The sequence below is a fragment of the Lysobacter antibioticus genome (genome assembly GCF_001442535.1).
Classification (GTDB): Bacteria; Pseudomonadota; Gammaproteobacteria; order Xanthomonadales; family Xanthomonadaceae; genus Lysobacter; species Lysobacter antibioticus.
The window spans coordinates 4,427,037-4,443,901 of record NZ_CP013141.1; the positions used below are offsets into that span (position 1 = coordinate 4,427,037).

Annotated in this window: 15 protein-coding genes; 5 read left to right on the forward strand and 10 right to left on the reverse strand. The window is 70.6% G+C overall.

Going from position 1 to position 16,865, the window contains the following annotated elements; translation table 11 throughout:
* Positions 1 to 153 precede the first annotated feature (153 nt).
* Positions 154 to 1,995 (forward strand): DUF885 domain-containing protein, encoded by a 1,842-nt coding sequence (locus GLA29479_RS17975; protein WP_057972409.1) that lies wholly within the window; start codon positions 154 to 156, stop codon positions 1,993 to 1,995.
* Positions 1,996 to 2,106: 111 nt separating this feature from the next.
* Here the strand turns inward: GLA29479_RS17975 and GLA29479_RS17980 are convergent, their stop codons facing one another.
* Entirely contained in the window at positions 2,107 to 4,632 is a 2,526-nt protein-coding gene (locus tag GLA29479_RS17980) for a serine hydrolase (protein ID WP_144436598.1), read from the reverse strand.
* A 486-nt stretch (positions 4,633 to 5,118) separates the two neighbouring features.
* Between GLA29479_RS17980 and GLA29479_RS17990 the strand changes: the two genes are divergently transcribed.
* Entirely contained in the window at positions 5,119 to 5,826 is a 708-nt protein-coding gene (locus tag GLA29479_RS17990; protein WP_082638788.1) for a helix-turn-helix domain-containing protein, read from the forward strand.
* Between the two features lie 201 nt (positions 5,827 to 6,027).
* Here the strand turns inward: GLA29479_RS17990 and GLA29479_RS17995 are convergent, their stop codons facing one another.
* Positions 6,028 to 6,711 carry a YdcF family protein gene (locus GLA29479_RS17995; RefSeq protein ID WP_169795693.1) on the reverse strand — a complete coding sequence of 228 codons (684 nt, stop codon included), beginning with the start codon at positions 6,709 to 6,711 and terminating at the stop codon, positions 6,028 to 6,030.
* 264 nt (positions 6,712 to 6,975) lie between these two features.
* On the opposite strand from GLA29479_RS17995, the gene GLA29479_RS18000 reads away from it, so the two are divergent.
* Genes GLA29479_RS18000 through GLA29479_RS18010 form a run of 3 tightly spaced genes read left to right on the forward strand, consistent with a single transcriptional unit; the run spans position 6,976 to position 9,888 of the window.
* Positions 6,976 to 8,178 (forward strand): beta-ketoacyl-[acyl-carrier-protein] synthase family protein, encoded by a 1,203-nt coding sequence (locus GLA29479_RS18000; protein WP_057972412.1) that lies wholly within the window; start codon positions 6,976 to 6,978, stop codon positions 8,176 to 8,178.
* Positions 8,179 to 8,216: 38 nt separating this feature from the next.
* Positions 8,217 to 9,005: a beta-ketoacyl synthase chain length factor gene (locus GLA29479_RS18005; protein WP_057919844.1), complete on the forward strand. Its 789-nt coding sequence runs from the start codon at positions 8,217 to 8,219 to the stop codon at positions 9,003 to 9,005.
* Positions 8,998 to 9,888, forward strand: coding sequence for a glycosyltransferase family 2 protein (locus tag GLA29479_RS18010; RefSeq protein ID WP_082639043.1), 891 nt, complete (start codon positions 8,998 to 9,000; stop codon positions 9,886 to 9,888). Before GLA29479_RS18005 ends, GLA29479_RS18010 begins: the two co-directional genes overlap by 8 nt.
* A gap of 210 nt (positions 9,889 to 10,098) precedes the next feature.
* On the opposite strand, the gene GLA29479_RS18015 is transcribed toward GLA29479_RS18010, so the two are convergent.
* The 8 genes from GLA29479_RS18015 to GLA29479_RS18050 form a co-directional block, all read right to left on the reverse strand.
* Positions 10,099 to 10,578, reverse strand: coding sequence for a hypothetical protein (locus GLA29479_RS18015; protein WP_057916234.1), 480 nt, complete (start codon positions 10,576 to 10,578; stop codon positions 10,099 to 10,101).
* A 122-nt stretch (positions 10,579 to 10,700) separates the two neighbouring features.
* The gene (gene fabG, locus GLA29479_RS18020; RefSeq protein WP_057916233.1) at positions 10,701 to 11,441 is read right to left on the reverse strand and encodes a 3-oxoacyl-ACP reductase FabG; all 741 of its coding nucleotides are present in this window, start codon (positions 11,439 to 11,441) and stop codon (positions 10,701 to 10,703) included.
* 118 nt (positions 11,442 to 11,559) lie between these two features.
* Positions 11,560 to 12,069, reverse strand: coding sequence for a hypothetical protein (locus GLA29479_RS18025; protein WP_057972413.1), 510 nt, complete (start codon positions 12,067 to 12,069; stop codon positions 11,560 to 11,562).
* A 107-nt stretch (positions 12,070 to 12,176) separates the two neighbouring features.
* Positions 12,177 to 12,608, reverse strand: a complete 432-nt coding sequence (locus GLA29479_RS18030) for a hotdog family protein (protein WP_057916231.1) — start codon at positions 12,606 to 12,608, stop codon at positions 12,177 to 12,179.
* Positions 12,595 to 14,937 carry an MMPL family transporter gene (locus GLA29479_RS18035; protein WP_057973259.1) on the reverse strand — a complete coding sequence of 781 codons (2,343 nt, stop codon included), beginning with the start codon at positions 14,935 to 14,937 and terminating at the stop codon, positions 12,595 to 12,597. The genes GLA29479_RS18030 and GLA29479_RS18035 overlap by 14 nt, the downstream gene beginning before the upstream one ends.
* Positions 14,937 to 15,671: a LolA-related protein gene (locus GLA29479_RS18040; RefSeq protein WP_345775646.1), complete on the reverse strand. Its 735-nt coding sequence runs from the start codon at positions 15,669 to 15,671 to the stop codon at positions 14,937 to 14,939. The genes GLA29479_RS18035 and GLA29479_RS18040 overlap by 1 nt, the downstream gene beginning before the upstream one ends.
* Positions 15,586 to 16,563: a lysophospholipid acyltransferase family protein gene (locus GLA29479_RS18045; protein ID WP_057916229.1), complete on the reverse strand. Its 978-nt coding sequence runs from the start codon at positions 16,561 to 16,563 to the stop codon at positions 15,586 to 15,588. The genes GLA29479_RS18040 and GLA29479_RS18045 overlap by 86 nt, the downstream gene beginning before the upstream one ends.
* On the reverse strand, positions 16,560 to 16,865 hold the full coding sequence (locus GLA29479_RS18050) for an ApeI family dehydratase (protein WP_057916228.1): 306 nt from the start codon (positions 16,863 to 16,865) through the stop codon (positions 16,560 to 16,562). The genes GLA29479_RS18045 and GLA29479_RS18050 overlap by 4 nt, the downstream gene beginning before the upstream one ends.

Sequence of the window (16,865 nt, forward strand, 5' to 3'; positions counted from 1 at the left end):
GCCCTCGCGCGGCGGCGCTTCGATGCCGGGCGCCCGCAAGGCGCTGCGTTCGAGGCGCTTCGTTGAAAGCATGCGCGCGCCGCATGACCTTCGGCGCTTGGCCCCGGGGGCCGTCGCGCCGATGCTGGCCGCTTCAACCCAGTGAGCCACCTCATGAAGCCGCTCGTTCTCGCCGTCGCCCTGGCGCTGTCCGCGCCCACTCTCGCCTTCGCCGGCAACGCCCCGCAGGCCGCGGCCAAGCCGGTGCCGGCCTCCGGCGCTACCCCGGCGCCGCAAGCCGCGGCCAAGCCGGTCCCGGCCTGGGTCGCGCAGAGCAACGAATACGCCAAGATCCTGATCCAGGCCCAGGGACAATTCGCGCCCGAGCAGATGTCGTTCTTCGGCGTGCCCGGCTACGACGACAAGGTCAGCGATCTCAAGCCCGAGGTCGGCAAGCGTTTCCGCGCGGCGATGGCCGAGGCCAAACGCGGGCTGCAGGCCAAGCTCGAAGTCGAGCGCAACGCCGACGTGCGTCAGGACCTGCAGATCATGATCCAGGCCGCCGAGGACAACATCGAAGGCAGCGCGCTCAACGAACGCTTGGTGCTGCCGTGGTTCGATGCGCCGCAGACGGTGTTCTCGGGCATGCAGGCGCTGTTGTCCGACCAGGCCCCGGCGGAGCGCCGCGCCAGCGCGCTCGCGCGCCTGAACGCCTATGTCGGCCTGGCCCCGGGCAGCGAGCCGCTGACCGTGCTCGCGCGCCAGCGCTACGAAGAACGTCTCGCCGATACCAATCTGCTGCAACCGACCAAGCTCGAAGTCGAACAGGCGCTCGGCAACGTCGACACCTATGCCGCCGGCATCCGCAAGCTGTTCGAGAAATACAAGATCCAAGGCGCCGAGCCGGCGCTGAAGGCGATGGAAACCCAACTGCGCGAATACGGCCAGTGGACCCGCAGCACGGTGCGGCCCAAGGCGCGTAGCGATGCGCGCCTGCCGCCGGAGCTGTACGCCTACTCGCTCAAGCAGTTCGGCATCGACGTCGATCCGCAACTGCTGATCCGCCGTGCCCAGGTCGAGTTCATGGAAACGCGCGCGGCGATGGCCCAGCTCGCGCCCTTGGTCGCGCAGGCCAAGGGCCTGAAGGTCGCCGACCCGCAGGACTACGTGCAGGTGATGCGCGCGCTCAAGCGCGACACCATCCCCAACGATCAACTCGAACCGCGCTACCGCAAGGTCATCGACGCGATCGACCCGATCATCCGCAAGCAGCAGATCGTCGATGTGCCGCAGCGCCCGATGGTGATGCGCCTGGGCAGCGAGGCCGAATCGGCGGCGCAGCCGGCGCCGCACTTCCTGCCGGCGCCGCTGGTCGGCAACACCGGCCAGCAAGGCCAGTTCGTGCTGCCGCTGTCGGTGCCCAGCCCGGACGGCAAGGCCCTGCAGTACGACGACTTCAACTACGAGTCGGTGGCCTGGACCCTGTCCGCACACGAAGGCCGGCCGGGCCACGAACTGCAGTTCACCGCGATGGTCGAACGCGGCATCTCGCTGGCGCGTTCGATGTTCGCCTTCAACTCGGTCAACGTCGAAGGCTGGGCGCTGTACGCCGAAGCCGAGATGGTGCCGTACGAGCCGCTCGACGGGCAGCTGATCGCGCTGCAGTTCCGCCTGCTGCGCGCGGCGCGCGCGATCCTCGACCCGATGCTCAACCTCGGCCTCACCGACCGCACCAGCGCCGGCCGCGTGCTGTCCGAGCAGGTCGGCCTGTCGGAGGCGATGACCAAGCAGGAACTCGACCGCTACATGTTCAGGGCCCCGGGCCAGGCCGGCAGCTATTTCTACGGCTACAGCCGCATCCTGGAACTGCGCATGGAAACCGAACTGGCGCTCGGCGATCGCTTCGACCGGCTCAAGTTCAACAACTACCTGCTCGACCAGGGCCTGCTGCCGCCGGACCTGCTCGGCAAGGCGGTGCGCGAGGACTTCGTGCCGGCGCAGAAGGGCAAGCGCTGAGACCGGGCCGCGGCGACGCGGCCGGCAACGCCCCGCAGATACGACAGGGCCGCGGATCGCTCCGCGGCCCTGTCGCGTTTCATGGCCTCGGTCGCCGTCGCTATCAGCGCCTCAATACACCAGCGACCAGCTCAGGGTCCGCAGCGCGAGTACGTACCAGACCATCGCCACGCAGGCCGCGGCGACCGCGATCGCGCACACGCGGCGCAAACGCTGCGGCGAGGAACGCCACACCGCGCGGGCGTTGAGTACCGCGACCACCGCGGTCGCCATGCTCGCCAGCCCCAACAGCTGGGCGACGCGGATCCACGGATCGAGCGCGCCGTCGAGCATGCGCACCGACGCGTCGATGCGGGTGATGATCCACAGCCACAGCAGGACCAGAACGAGATTACCGATCAGGCCGAGGAAACTCAGCAGGCGCAGGCGGCGATCGCGTTCGGCCAGTACCAATGGCCGCTGGAAGTGGCGGCGCACCAGGGCCGCTACCGGCCACAGCAGCAACGCCAACGCCTGCACCGCGAGCACGAGGCACAGCAACGGCAGCATCCAGCCCGGCGAACGCCAGTCCGGCACCGGCTGCAGCCACATCGCCGCGGGCACGTCGTCGCTGCTGACCGCGATCACTTCGTTGCCGACCAGCTTGGCCGCGAGCAGGCTGTCGCCGCCGACCTCGCGCCACACATAGGGTTCGACTTCGCGCCAACGCTTGGGCCGGCCATCGGGCGTGCGGAACGCCGACACGCTCAGGGTGTCGTCGTCGTTGACGCCGATCTTGGCGCTGCCTAGCAGGCGCGCGATGGCGAGGAAGTTGCTGCTCGAGGCGCGGCTGTTCTCGTAGCGGCCGACGAGCTGCTCGGCGTGCAGGCGCGCCGTCGGCAGGGTCGGCTGCTGCGCCCCGCGCACCGGGAAATAGCGCTGGATCACGCCCTTGATCAGGTCGCGATGCAACGCGCGCCCGGCGCTGCCGGGGCCGTCGGCGGACACGAACAGGCCGAGCCCGTGCGCCGGCAGCAACACCAGATTGCTCTGGAAGGCTTCGGTCGCGCCGCCGTGGCCGATCACCACCGGCCCGCGGGTGTCGCGACGGAAGAACCCCAGCGCCATCGCATCCAGGCCCGGGATCGGCCGCGACGCCGCCGCATGCAGGGTCTGCAGGCTGTGCGGCTGCAGGATCGTCGTCGCGCCGGCACCGCGCTCGTCGAGCTGCGCGATCATGAAACGCGCCATGTCCAGGCCGGTCGCCGACAGACTGCCGGCCGGCGCCGGGTTGACCAGTTCGAACGGAATCGGTGCGCCGTCTGCGCTGCTGTAGCTCTTGGCCATGTCGCCGGCGAGGCCCTTCGGCAGCGGTTGGCGGAAGCTCGACTGGCGCATGCGCAGCGGCACGAGCACGTTGGCTTCGATGTAGTCGTCGAAAGCTTGCTTGCTGATGCGCTGGACGACGTAAGCGGCGAGCGCGGCGCCGTAATTGGAATACGCCGGCACCTTGCCGGGCGCATACACGCGCTCGGGCTGCACTTGTTTCAGATAGCGATCGAGCGGCAGCAGGCGCGATTCGTCGGCGGCGAACAGATGCTTGGCCGATTCCTCGAAACCGGCGCTGTGGGTCATCAGTTGGCGCATCGTCGCCGGCTGGCCGGCGTAGTCGCGGATCTTGAAATCGAGGTAGCGGTTGACGTCGGCGTCGAGGTCGAGCTTGCCCTGCTCGACCAACTGCATCGCCGCGGTCCAGACGAACAATTTCGAGATCGAGCCCGGACGCACCAGGGTGCGCGCGGCGTCCATCGGTTTGCGCTTTTCCACGTCGGCGTAGCCATAGCCTTTCGCCAACAACACCTGGCCGTCGCGGACCACCACCACGACCGCGCCGGCGAGTCCGCCGCGCGCGATCGCCAGCGGCACCAGGCCGTCGACGTAGGCCTCCAGATCCGGCGCGCTCAGCATCGGGATCGGTGCGACCGCGCCGGGCTCGACCAGGATTTCGCTCGATGCCTCGTTATCGCGAGCGAGCGAGGTTTCGACCGGGTAGCCGGCGACAGCCGTCGCCTGCGCCACCGGCGCCGGATCCACGTCATCGGCGATCGCTTCCGGCAAGGGCGGAGGCAAGGGCGCGAAGCTGGCCGGTGCGTTCGCGTTCGCTGCGGCGGCCGCGACCGGCTGCGCCGGTTTGTTTGCGGCGGCCGGCTTGGCCGGCGCCGCCTTCACTGCAATGGCCGCCGCATCGGTGTCGGCGACGACCGGCGTCTTCGCCGGCACCTTCGAAGGCACCGGCGAAGCGCGCGTAGGCAGGGCCGTGCCCGTGCTTGCGGGCGCAGCTTGCCCGGCGTCGATCGCGGGCGCCGCGCTCGACAGCGGCAAGGCGCGGGTGGTGGCCGGAAACGCCGACGCCGACGCCGACGCCGCGGCCGGCTTGGCCGGGGTCGGCACGGGCAGGGGCGTGGGCACCGGAGTCGGCGCGGGTTTGGCCGGTGCCTGGGTTGGCTCCCGCGTGACCGCCTGGGGCTGGTCCGGTCGAGGCGAGGCGCCGGTCGCGGCCTCGGCCGGCGGCGGCGACTGCGCCCACAGGGAACCGGCCAACATCATCACCGCGACGCCGGACACCGCGATGCCGCGCATCGAACGCTTGGACCTCATTTAACCCCCGAAAGCAGCTGCACCGTCGCCGGATATGCCGCCGGCATGCGTTGCCGGTCGCTCCAGGCGCGGACGTTCGCGGCGAGTGTACGCGTTCGGGCCTGCGGGCCTTGCGCAAGAGAACGAGAGCAAATCCCCCCGCCCCCTTTTCCAAGGGGGATTCGGTCGGGCAGTAACACAGTGCTCGCTCGGCTTTGCGGGACGGCCCTGCCTACATGCAGATGCTGCAACCACCCGAAACCGCGCGAAATCGCGACTGTCGTCGCACTCCGTCCGGCTCCGAGCCTTGCTCGGTAGCGCCGATTCGGCCCCGCCTGGCGCGAAGAAAGCGGTCGACACCGGCCTGCTTCGACAGGCCTGCGGCTCCGTCGCTGGTTTTCCGGATCGGCAAATTACTTTCAATAAGTAAACAACAGTTGGCTTTCGCGGCTTGGCAAGGCCCGGGGGGCCGCCTAGAGTCGTCCGTGACCCCTCTCGGCCGCCTTCATGCCCGCCAAGCGCAGCCAGAACGTAACCACGGCCGCACCCGCGGTCCCGAATCCCGGGATCGCGTTGCGGATGCTGCGTCGTCAGCGGGGCTGGACCCTGGCCGAGATCGGCGCGCGCACCGGCCTGCCGATCTCGACCTTGTCGAAGATCGAGAACGGCAAGATGTCGCTGAGTTTCGACAAGCTCACGCGCATCGCCCAAGGCCTGGAAGTCGACATCGGCGAGTTGTTCTCGTCGCCGCCGGCGGGCGTCAACGAAAACTTCAGCGGACGCCGCAGCATCACCCGCGCCGGCGAGGGTTATGCGATCCGCACCGAGCACTACCACCACTTCTATCCGGCCTCGGAGCTGCTCAACAAGCGCCTGGTGCCGATCATCGCCGAGGTCCATGCGCGTTCGCTGGAAGAGTTCGGCGACCTGATCCGCCACACCGGCGAGGAGTTCGCCCTGGTCCTGGAAGGCACGGTCGAACTGCACAGCGAGCTGTATGCGCCGGCGCGCCTGGACGTCGGCGATTCGATCTATTTCGACAGCGCGATGGGCCATGCCTACATCGCCGCGTCGGCGAGTCCGTGCCGCGTGCTCGCAGTGTGTTCGGGCAACGAAGCGCATCTGCGCGAAGCGCTGTCGCGCAAGATCGCGTCCGAGCCGATCCGCGTGTCCGCTGCGCGGCCGCCGAAAACCCGGCGCAGCGCCAGCCTCTGAGCGCTGCGGACAGGTCGTGCCCCCAGCGGCGAACGCTCGCGCGCAAGGGCCTTTCGTCCAGGCAACTGCGGATAGCGGTCACATGGGCCGCAAACGCCGGTCACGACGTCGAATTTTCCCATTGCGAAACTGCCCGGACCAAGCCGGCCCGGACCAAACCCACTCGAAGCCGGCGCGTCGAATGCGCGCGGCTCGGTCGGTTCAGCTGACGCGCGCGAGCATGCGCCGATTGCCGGTCAGCCGCGCCCAGCGCGCGCCGATGTCGCTCATGCACACATAGGCCGCTTCGCCGGCCAGGCGCCACATCATGCGCGGGCTCAGGCTCAGGCGCGGCTCGGCTGCGCACAGCTCCCAGTCGTAACCGAGCTGGCGCGCGAACAAGGCGCAACGCGCGAGGTGGTAGCGGCTGCTCAGCAGGGTGACGCGCGAGCGCATGCCCTCGCCGAGCATCGCCCGGGCATTGCGCAGGTTCTGCAAGGTGTCGCGCGATTCCGATTCCAGTTGCATCGGCGCATCCGAAGCGAAGCCGCGCGCGAGCAGGCCGTGGCGAGCGAGCTCGGCTTCGCTGGGTTCGTTGGCGGCGCCGCCGCCGAGCAGCACCACGTTGCGCGGCGGACGCTCGCGCCACAGCGAGACCGCGCGATCCAGGCGCGCCTCGAAGTCCTGGTCCAGGCGCCCGCCCGGCGCATGCTTGCCGAACAACAACACACATTCGCCGCGCTCGGGCTGGCAAGGCGCATTGCGCGCGACCCGCAGCACGTGCACGAAATAACCGACATAGACCAGCCCGGCGCTGAGCACGCACGCGGCCGAGGCCACCACGGCGACGTGCAAGACGTCGCGATCGCCCAACAGGGACAGGCGGTGGCCGAGGCGATTGGACATGGAAGCGGGCGCGACCTGCATGAGAAGGAAAACCAGAACGACGGTAGCGGTATGAGGGCGGAGCGCCGCAGGCGCAAGCAGAACGCCGCACCGCAGGCCTGGTTCGACCGCCCGCGCATGAAGCATTCAGCCTCGCAGCGCCTGCGGCGGCACGCCATGGCCCACGTGGCCATGGCTGCGGCGGCGCCCGAGCGCCCCTCGCTATACTGCGGGCGTTCCCCACTGCGCGATTCTACCGACTACGTGACGTCCCCACCTTTACCGATGCCGCCGCTGGCGATCCGCGCCTACACCGCGACCACCGCGCTCGGCCGCGGCCTGGACGCCCAGGCGAGCGCCTTGCGCGAACGGCGCAGCGGCCTGCGGCGCAACGATCTCACCCCGCTCGCCGCCGGCGAGGCGCCGCTGGACTGCTGGATCGGCCGCGTCGACGGTCTCGAGGGTGCCGCCCTGCCGGCCGAACTGAGCCAGTGGGAATCACGCAACAACCGCCTGGCCTGGCTGAGCCTGCAGCACGACGGCGTGCGCGAGGCGCTGGCCGCGGTGGTCGCGCGCCATGGCGCCGAACGGGTCGCGGTGATCGTCGGCACCTCGACCTCGAGCATCGGCGCGACCGAAGAGGCGTATAGCCGCCTGCGCAACGACGGCCGCGAATTCCCCGAGGATCTGGCCCGGCCGACGCTGCATACCCCGCACTCGCTCGGCGCCTTCGTCGCCGATGCGACCGGCCTGCGCGGCCCCTGCGTGACCGTCGCCACCGCTTGTTCCTCAAGCGCCAAGGTCTTCGCCCAGGCCGCGCGCCTGATCGCCGCGGGGCTCGCCGACGCGGCCCTGGTCGGTGGCGTCGACACCCTGTGCGGCAGCGTGCTGTTCGGCTTCAACTCGCTGCAGTTGGTGTCCAACGCACCCTGCCGCCCCTTTGATGCCGAGCGGATCGGGCTCTCGCTCGGCGAGGCCGGCGGTTACGCCGTGCTCGAACGCCTCGACGATGGCGAGCGCGCGGCGCTGGAACTACGCGGCTACGGCGAATCCAGCGACGCCCACCACATGTCCTCGCCGCATCCCGAAGGCCTGGGCGCGCGCCTGGCGATGGGCGATGCGATGACCCGCGCCGGCATCGACGCGGCCGAGGTCGGCTATCTGAACCTGCACGGCACCGCGACCCCGGCCAACGACAAGATCGAGGCGCTGGCGATCGCCGCGCTGTTCCCCGACACCTTGCACGCCTCCTCGACCAAGGGCTGGACCGGACATACGCTCGGCGCCGCCGGCATCGTCGAGTCGGCCTTCGCCCTGCTCGCACTCGAACGCGAGCATCTGCCGGGCACGCTCAACAGCGTCGTGCCCGACCCGGCCAACGGCCCGCAGATCCGCTTCGATTCGGCCGACACCCGGATCCGCTACGCCATGAACAACTCCTTCGGCTTCGGCGGCAACAACTGCTCGCTGGTGTTCGCGCGCCCATGACCGCCTCCGATCTCGATCCGCCGACAAGGCGCGCGCCGGTGCTCAGCGCCGTCATCGAAAGCGTGGGCTATTGGAGCCGCGGCCTGCCTTCGTGGGAGGCCGCTTGCGCCTTCGCCGTGCACGACGACCTCGTCGCCGACGCGCCTGCGCGGCCGTCGCCGCAGTTGCTGGCGCCGAACGAACGCCGACGCGCACCGGAAACGGTCGCGGTGGCGCTCGAAGTCGCGCTCGCCGCCTGCCAGGCTGCCGGTCGCGATCCGGCCAGCCTGCCGTCGGTGTTCGTGTCCTGCCATGGCGACATGGCGATCACCGACTACATGTGCGCGACCTTGGCGAGCGAGCCGCGCACGATCTCGCCGACCCGCTTCCACAATTCGGTGCACAACGCCGCCGCCGGTTACTGGACCATCGGCGCCGGCGCAATGCAGCCGGCGACCGCGCTGAGCGCGCTCGACGCCAGCTTCGCCCAGGGCCTGATCGAAGCCCTGGCCCAGATCGCCGCCGGCGACGAGGCGGTGCTGCTGGTCGGCTACGACGGTGCCGCGACCGGCCCGCTGCAGACGATGTGGGACAGTCGCGGCCTGCTCGGCACGGCGCTGGTGCTCGCGCGCGCACCGGCGGACGGCCGCGCGCGCGGACCCGTGCTGCGCGCCTGGCTCGGCGACGATCCGCCGTCGCCGCTCGACGGCAAGCTGTCTCGCCGCGAAACCGGCAATGCCAGCGCCGCGATGCTGCCCTTGTTCGACGCCTTGGCCTCGGGCCATGATCGCCTCGCACTGCCGGCCGGTGGCGGCCGAACCCTGCGGGTGGAGCTCGCCCATGACTGAAAGACCCGTTTCGCCAGGACGCGACGGCCAGACGCCAGGTACGGCGACACCGCACAGGACCCGTCCGGTGCGACTGGATCGCGATAACGTCGCGGTCGTCATTCCGGCGCTCAACGAAGCCCTGCGCATCCGCGGCGTGGTCGAAGGCGCGCTGGCCCAGTGCGCGCACGTGATCGTCATCGACGACGGCTCCGACGACGGCACCGCCGAACGCATCGCCGACCTGCCGGTGACCCTGCTGCGCCATGCGCAACGCCAGGGCAAGGGCGCGAGCCTGCGCGACGGCTTCGCCGAGGCCCTGCGCCGCGGCTTCCTCGCCGTGCTGACCATGGACGGCGACGGCCAACACGCCGCCGAAGACATTCCGCGCCTGATCGACAGCGCCAATCGTCATCCCGACCACATCGTGATCGGCGCGCGCCTGCGCAAGCGTGCCTCGCAGCCGACCTACCGGCGCCTGGCCAATAACTTCGGCGACTGGGGCGTGGCCTGGGGCACCGGCTACCAGATCGCCGACAGCCAGAGCGGCCAGCGTCTGTACCCGGCCGCGGTGATCGCCCTGGGCGACGTGCCCGGCGAAGACTTCGTGTACGAGGCGCAGATATTGATGTCGGCGGCGCAGCAGCTGGGCACCCGCTGCGTCTCGGTGCCGATCGAATCGCGTTACCAGAACGAGGATTCGCAGGAAGAATTCCGCGCCAGCCACTTCAAGCCGTTGCGCGATTTCACCCGCATCACCAGCCACATCGTCGGCCAATGCCTGCGCCGCGGCGGCATCCCCGCGGTCTATCGCAGCATCCGCGCCAACCCGCCGTTGATCGACGACCCGAGCGGCGAGTTTTCCGGCGAGGCCGCCACCAAGGCACAGACCCATACGCGTTGATGCCGCACCGATGCGGCAACACCTTCGCAGACAGCGGGCGAAGGTTCGATGCCACAGTCCCGACAATCCATGGTAGGAGCGGCGCAAGCCGCGACCGCGTTCCGACAGATCGCGGCGGCGGGCTCGCTGAGTGATCGAGCCGCCTTCGTTGCCTGCACGAACGTCATCCCCGCTTTCGGGCGAGAACGCTTGATATCTCTGCGCCCCGCCTCAGTTGCGCGGCGGATTGACCGGCGGCGCCTGCGGGCCCGGATCGTTCATCGGCGGCGGATCGAGCACGTAGATCGCCACACCGCGCGCGAACTTCTGCCGCGGGCTGATGCTGACCCCGACGCCGCCACCGCTGTAGTGGCGCCCGCCGAAACTGCCGCCGCCGGCACCGACGCTGACGCCGCTGCCGCCGTAGCCGTCCTGGGTGCCCTGGAACAGCACGCCATTGGCGCCGAGCTTGGCCGCTTCGGCGCGCAGTTTGCCGACCACCGAATCCATCTTGTTCTGCTCGCCATAGGTGAACGCGCCGCTGTTGCTTTCGAGCAGAGCGATCTCTTCGTAGCGGCTCGGCGGCGGCGCGAAATACACCCGCACCTGCGAGACCGGCACCGGCGGCCGCGGCCGCCCGGTGATCACGTGGGAACTGGCGCAGGCCGACAGGGCCAGCGCGAACAAAGCGATGAACAGGCTGCGCGACATCGGAGGTCTCCCGTACGGCCTTCGCGGCGGATCGGTTCATGCTACGCCCGGCGCCGGGGCATCGGGTGAGTGCCCGGTAAGCGGTCGCCGGGCGGCGACGGCCGGACGCCGCCGGCGATCGTTCAGCCCATGCCGCCGTTGATCCCGATCACCTGGCCGTTGATGTAGCCGGCCGCATCCGAACACAGGAACGCGACCAACGCGGCGACTTCATCGGCGCGGCCGGCACGGCCGGCCGGGACCATCTGCTTGATCGCCTCCGCGGTGAACGTGCCGTCGGCCATGCGCCCTTCGATGACGCCGGGAGCGACCACGTTGACGGTGATGCCGCGGCTGGCCATCTCGCGCGCCAGCGACTTGGAGGCGCCGTGCAGCGCCGCCTTGGCTGCGGCGTAGTTGGTCTGGCCGCGGTTACCGAGCACCGCCGCCACCGAGGACACATTGACGATGCGCCCCCAGCGCGTGCGCGCCATCGGCAGCAACAAGGGCTGGGTCACGTGGAAGAACCCGTGCAGCGACACGTCGATCACCCGCTTCCACTGCGTCAGGCTCATGCCGGCCATCGGCGCGTCGTCGTGGATGCCGGCGTTGTTGATCACGCCCTGGATCGGCCCGGCTTCGAGCAGACCTTCCAGCGCGGTGCGCGCCGCCTGGTCGTCGGCGACGTCGAAGGCGATCGCCGAGGCCTGGCCGCCGGCCGCCTCGATCTGCGCGACCACCGCCTGGGCGCGTTCGAGGTGCTGGTTGGCGTGCACGATCACCTGCCAGCCGGCCGCCGCCAGCGCCAGACAGATCGCCTGGCCGAGGTCACCGCTGCCGCCGGTGACGAGGGCGCGGCGCGGCGAGGGGTGCGAGGTGGACATGCGGGCGACTCCGAGCGGCAAAGCCCGATTGTCCCCGCCCCGCCGCCGTGGCGAAAGCCACGCGGCGGAGCGGGGAGTCGCCGCTCCTGGCCAGCCGGTCGGCGGCACGGCGTCCGGCTCAGGTCGAAGGGAGGAAGCCGTCGGGGTATGGCGGGTCGCCCTCGCGGCCGTGCAGGCTGTCGATCTGCACCAGGCTGTGCTCGAGCGTCTTGCCCTGCCCGTCGCAGCGCAGGCGCTGTTCGCCGCGCCACACCGCCCAGGCGCGCTCGTCGCCGTCCTCGTCCTCGCCGTCGACGGCGACCACCCACCATTCCAGGGTGCGCCGCGCATCCGGCGCCAGCCGCATCGTCGCCAGCGCGTCGAAGTCGAGTTCGATCCGGCCTGCGTTGGTGGCGGTGCCGAACCATTGCGCGAAGATCGCCGAGCGTCCGCCGGCGATGCGGAACATGTCGACCCAGGTATCGGCCGGCATGTCTTCGTCGTAGGGCCGGTCGCAACGTTCGAGCCAATGCAGGCGCGCGCCTTCGCGGCGGCCGAGGGCGATGCGCAGGTGCAGGCGATGGCCGATGCGGCCTTCGTCGATGGCGCGATGCGGGCCGATGTCCTCGAAATGGAACTGCAGCGACATGCACGAAGCTCCCGGGCGCGATGCGGCACGGCCGCCGCATCTGCACTAGGAAACGCCGGCGCCGGCGGGGTGTGAATGCGGACGACGCGATGCGCCGCGGCGCAGGCTCAGTCCGGCCGCGCCATCACCGCGGCGCGGCCCTGCGCGATCGGTACGCCGGCGTGGTGCAGCTCGAATTCGTACTGCCAGCTCTCGCCGGTGTCGATGAGCTTGTGCGCGCGGCCTTCGATCGCACCGGGCAGGTCGTCGAGCCGGGCGAGGTGCAACTGCACCCCGCGCAGCGCCACCAGCACCCCGGGCTTGGCCACGCCGCCGTCGCGGCGCGCGAGCAAACCGCCGTGCACGGCCATGGTCTGCGCACCGTATTCGCACAGATGCACGGCGTGCAGACGCCCGTCGCGACGCAGCGGATGGGCGGGATCGCGATGGCCGTTCGTGCGCAGCACGATGCGCTCCTCGTCCCACTCGACCACTTCTTGCCACAGGCACATCAGGCCCTGGTGCGGGATCAGCGCGGCGATGGCCTCACGCGTGCGCATCGCCGGCCTCCATCGCCGCCGGTTCGCGCACGATCAACAAGGCCAGCACGAAGTTGAAGACGACGCCCAGCGCGACCGTGCTGCCGATCGCGCGCAACACCGGAATCGACGACAGGCCCAGCAGCGCAAACACCAGCAGCGTGGTCAGGCTGCACACGATCACCGCGTGCAGGGTGCGCAGCTGTTCGGCGCGGTCGTCGCCGGCGTGGTCGAAGAACAGGGCGTAATCCAGGCCCAGGCCGGCGGCCAGGATCAGCGAAACCAGATGGAACAGATTCAGTTCCACGCCGAGGCCGCGCAGCACCGCCAGGATCAGCAGGCTGCTCAGCGCCATCGGCGCGAGCACGCGCAGCACCCGGCGCGGCGAGCGCAGCGCCACCCAGACCGCGGCGGCAAGCAGCACGCCGGCCAGGCCCAAGGCCATCAGCACGCGGCCGCGGTAGTCGGCGACCAAGGATTCGGACGCCTGCTTGAGATCGAGCAACTGGCCGCCGTGACGGCGCACCACGCTCGCGACCGCGGCCGGATCGTTGAGCCCGGTCAGCGACACCAGCGCGGTGGCGTGGTCGCCGCGTTGCAGCAGCAAGCCCTCGACGCTGACCGCGAGCGGCGTGCCGGCGAGGTCGCGCGGGGTCAGCGGGGCCGCCTGCCGCGCGCGTTCGACGTCGGCGAGGAAATCGGCGAAGGCGTCGCTGCGGAATGGCGTCGCCGCGACCGCGCTGTCGAGCGCCGTGCGCAGGCTCGCCGCATCGGGCAGGCGCTGCTGGCGTTCGCGCTGGGTCTTGGCGCTCGGCAGATAACGCGCGGCGAGGTCGTAGCCGGCGATCGCACCGCGCCGGCGCAGCGCCGGCAGCTCGGTCAGCAAGGCTTCCGAAGACTGCAAAGCGGCCTCGGCATCGCGGCCCTCGATGGCGATGACGTAACGCACGTCGGGCGCGCCGAGTTCGTCGCGCAACTGCGCATCGCGGGCAAGCGCGGCCGCCGGCACCGGAGTCAACTTGGCCAGGTCGTTCTGCCAGAACGCGCCCGGCACGAACAGGATCACCGCCAACGCCAGCGCGGCGATCAGCGACACCCCAGCGACGCCGAGCCGCGGCCAGCGCGCGAGCTGGGTCCAGGCGCGCGCCAGCCATGGCGAACCGGCGGCGTCGCGCGGCGCCGGGTCGATCAACGCCGGCAGCACGAAACGCGTGGCGAGCGCGGCGGTGGCGAGGCCGACGATGGTAAACACCGCGAGCTGTTGCAGGCCGTCGACGCCGGACACGAAGAAGGTCAGGTAGGCGATGCAGGTCGAGGTCACGCCGGTGCCGAGCGTCGGCCACAGGCTGCGCGCGCTCGCCCACGGCGACAGCCCGGGGCGCTGATGACTGAACAGATGGATCGGATAGTCCTGGACCACGCCGATCAAGGTGAAACCGAAGGCGACGGTGATGCCGTGCACGCCGTCGAAGAGTGCGGCGACTGCGCCGAGCCCGGCCAAGCCCGCGGTCGCCAGCGGCAGGCCGCCGAGCAGCGGTGCCTTCCAACTGCGGTAGGCCAGCCACAGCAACAGCACGAACACCAGGCTGTCGATGCTGCCGATCAGGCTCGCTTCGCGCTGGGTGCGCCCGCCGATCTCGACCGAGAACGCGCCCGGGCCGCTGATCGTCAGCCGCGCCGGGCTGGTGCCGCGCGCTTGCGCGAACGCGGCGTGGATCGCATCGAGCGCGCCTTGCTGGCCGGTCGGGTCGAAGCCGGCCGCGCGCGTCTCGATCGCCAGCAAGGCCTGCTTGCCGGCGCGGTCGAACCACACGCCGTGCTCGGTTTGCGGCGCCTGCGCCGGTTGCCAGGCCTCGGCCAGACGCAGCATCTCCAAGGTCGGGTCGCTCGGCAGCAACGGCTCGATCAGCTCGCCGGCCGGCGAACCGAGGTCCTGCACGCGGCTGTCGAGTTGCTCGCGCAAATAGGCGCTGTCGAGCGGCTGTTCGTCGAAGCTCGGCGTCAGCAGATAGCGGTACGGACGCAGGCGTTCCGGCACCGCTTCGAGCCCCTGCCCGGCGCCGTTGGCGACCAGCTTGAACTGCGGCTGCGCGGCGAGGCGTTCGCGCATCGCCGCCGATTGCGCGGCGAGGGTCGCCGGCTCGTCGCCTTCGATCGCCAGCAACAACAGACGCGAACCCGGGCCTTCGCCGAGTTCGTCGATCAGCAGTTTCTGCGCCGGCGTCTGCGCGCTCGGCATGAAACGACGCAGATCGCCGCTGAGCTGCAGGCGGCTGCCGATCGCCCAGCCGGCGATCGCGAGCAGGGCCAGCCACAGCAGGGCGAGGGCGAGACGGCGCGCGGGCGTCATCAACGCGCCGCGCCGTGGCCGCGGCACAGCGCCGCGAGCTGGCTCGCGTCGGCGACGCCGGCGGCGGCGCGGGCGGCGCTGGCCAGCAAGGTGCGCTGTTGTTCGTTGCCGCGCGCCGGTCGGGTCTCGATGCAACGCAGCTCATCGTCGCGGCCGAGCAGGACGATCTCGCGCACGCGTGCGGCCAGGCTGGCGTCCTTCGGGATCAGGCTGATGGTCCACTGCCGGCGCGTACCCTCGGCGACCAGGCGGTAATGCTGTTCGAGCAAGGCGCGGTCGCCGCCGAGCAAGGCGCCGAAGCTGGCCTGCAAGGCGACCAGCTCGGGCGCGCGCGCCAGCGAGAAACGCTTAGGCGGCTTGCCGGGGCGGACGATGGCGACCTCGCCCTGGCCGGGCTTGGCGCCGGTGCGGATGGTGGTGGTCTCGGCGTAGGGCGCGCGCACCTCGCGCACCAGGGTGGTCGCGTCCGGGCGGCGGTACTCGCCGGACAGGCGCAGCGGCGCCTTGAGCAGGGCCGAGCCTCGCACTTCGACGAAGTCGGTGCGGGCCGGGACCGGCTGCGCCAGGCGCGGCAGGATCCAGTCGGGATCGGCCGCGACCGCGGCTTCGGCCACCGACGCCCCGGCCGGCACGCCCTGGGCGGCGGCCTCAGTAACCGGAGCGGCGCGCAGCGACCCGGCGCCGAGCATCAGCGCCAGGGTCCACGTGCAAGGCTTGATCAGCGTCATCGGCATGCCAGAAATCGTAGAAGTTGAACCAGTTGTAGGGGGCGCTGCGGGCTTGGGCCTGCAGGCGCTCGGCGTAACGCTGGACCAGCGCGGCGAGGATCGCCGGGCGGTTATGCCGCTCGATCGCCACACCCTCGCTGAACGTCTCGAACACCAGGTCGTAGCGCGCACCGCCACGGTACAGGCCGAAGGCCAGCACCACCGGCACTTTCAGCGCCGCCGCGATCAGCCACGGCGCGCTCGGGAACTCGGCCGGAGCGCCGAGGAAGGAGGCGGTGGTATGCGGCTCGTGCGGCGCGGCGCGGTCGACCAGCAAGGCCACGATCGCACCTTCATCGGTGGCCTGCTTGATCGCGAACACGATCGAAGGGCCGTCCTGGCCGGCGTCGATGACGGTGCGCGCGATCTGCGGGTCCAGCGCATCGAGCATCTCGGTCAGGGCCGGGTTATGGCCGCGGTCGAACACCACCCGCAGCTTCAGGCCGGGCCGGCTGCGCGACAGCACCCGCAAGGCCTCGAAGCTGCCCAGGTGCGAGCCGAACAGCAGCACGCCCTGGCCGCGGTCGAGATAGGGCTCGAGCTTGTCCAGGCCGCCCACGCGCACATCGAACGGCGCCATGCGCCCGCTGAGCATGTACAGGCGGTCGAGGATGGTCGCGGCGAAGGTGTGGATGTGGCGGGCGATGTCGAGCAAGCGCGGCGGACGGTCGAGCACCCGGGTCAGATAATCGCGCGAGGCGCGCCGCTCCGGGCCGCGCACGATCAGGAAGTAGGCGACGATCGGATACAGGGTCAGGCGCGCGATCGAGCGCCCGCCGCGACGGGCGATGAAGCCGATCAAGCGGAAGGCGAAGCGGCCGCCGCCTTCGGGGCGTTGCTTCCAGTGCTCGCCGCTCATGCCGAAGCCTCGGTGATGGGCAGGTCGGCGACGACTTCGCCGCTGGCGAGCAGGTCCTCGCCGCGGCGCACGCGAAAGCGCCAACGCGCCGCGCCCAGCGCGTCCAGTTCGACCTGCGCCGATTGCTCCGGCAACAAGGGCTGCAAGAACTTCACCTGCGGCAGACGCAATCCGCTCAGCGGCCCGTACGCGGCTTCGACCGTGGCGATCACCTGCTCCAGCAGGACCACGCCGGGCACCAACGGGTGTCCTGGGAAATGGCCGGGCAGACAGGGATGATCGGACGGGATCGAGAACGGCAT

Coding starts and splice junctions, on each gene's coding strand:
- GLA29479_RS17975 (WP_057972409.1), top strand. CDS start 154: ATGAAGCCGCTCGTTCTCGCCGTCGCCCTGGCGCTGTCCGCGCCCACT.
- GLA29479_RS17980 (WP_144436598.1), bottom strand. CDS start 4,632: ATGAGGTCCAAGCGTTCGATGCGCGGCATCGCGGTGTCCGGCGTCGCG.
- GLA29479_RS17990 (WP_082638788.1), top strand. CDS start 5,119: ATGCCCGCCAAGCGCAGCCAGAACGTAACCACGGCCGCACCCGCGGTC.
- GLA29479_RS17995 (WP_169795693.1), bottom strand. CDS start 6,711: ATGTCCAATCGCCTCGGCCACCGCCTGTCCCTGTTGGGCGATCGCGAC.
- GLA29479_RS18000 (WP_057972412.1), top strand. CDS start 6,976: ATGCCGCCGCTGGCGATCCGCGCCTACACCGCGACCACCGCGCTCGGC.
- GLA29479_RS18010 (WP_082639043.1), top strand. CDS start 8,998: ATGACTGAAAGACCCGTTTCGCCAGGACGCGACGGCCAGACGCCAGGT.
- GLA29479_RS18015 (WP_057916234.1), bottom strand. CDS start 10,578: ATGTCGCGCAGCCTGTTCATCGCTTTGTTCGCGCTGGCCCTGTCGGCC.
- fabG (WP_057916233.1), bottom strand. CDS start 11,441: ATGTCCACCTCGCACCCCTCGCCGCGCCGCGCCCTCGTCACCGGCGGC.
- GLA29479_RS18025 (WP_057972413.1), bottom strand. CDS start 12,069: ATGTCGCTGCAGTTCCATTTCGAGGACATCGGCCCGCATCGCGCCATC.
- GLA29479_RS18030 (WP_057916231.1), bottom strand. CDS start 12,608: ATGCGCACGCGTGAGGCCATCGCCGCGCTGATCCCGCACCAGGGCCTG.
- GLA29479_RS18035 (WP_057973259.1), bottom strand. CDS start 14,937: ATGACGCCCGCGCGCCGTCTCGCCCTCGCCCTGCTGTGGCTGGCCCTG.
- GLA29479_RS18040 (WP_345775646.1), bottom strand. CDS start 15,671: ATGCCGATGACGCTGATCAAGCCTTGCACGTGGACCCTGGCGCTGATG.
- GLA29479_RS18045 (WP_057916229.1), bottom strand. CDS start 16,563: ATGAGCGGCGAGCACTGGAAGCAACGCCCCGAAGGCGGCGGCCGCTTC.
- GLA29479_RS18050 (WP_057916228.1), bottom strand. CDS start 16,865: ATGCCGTTCTCGATCCCGTCCGATCATCCCTGTCTGCCCGGCCATTTC.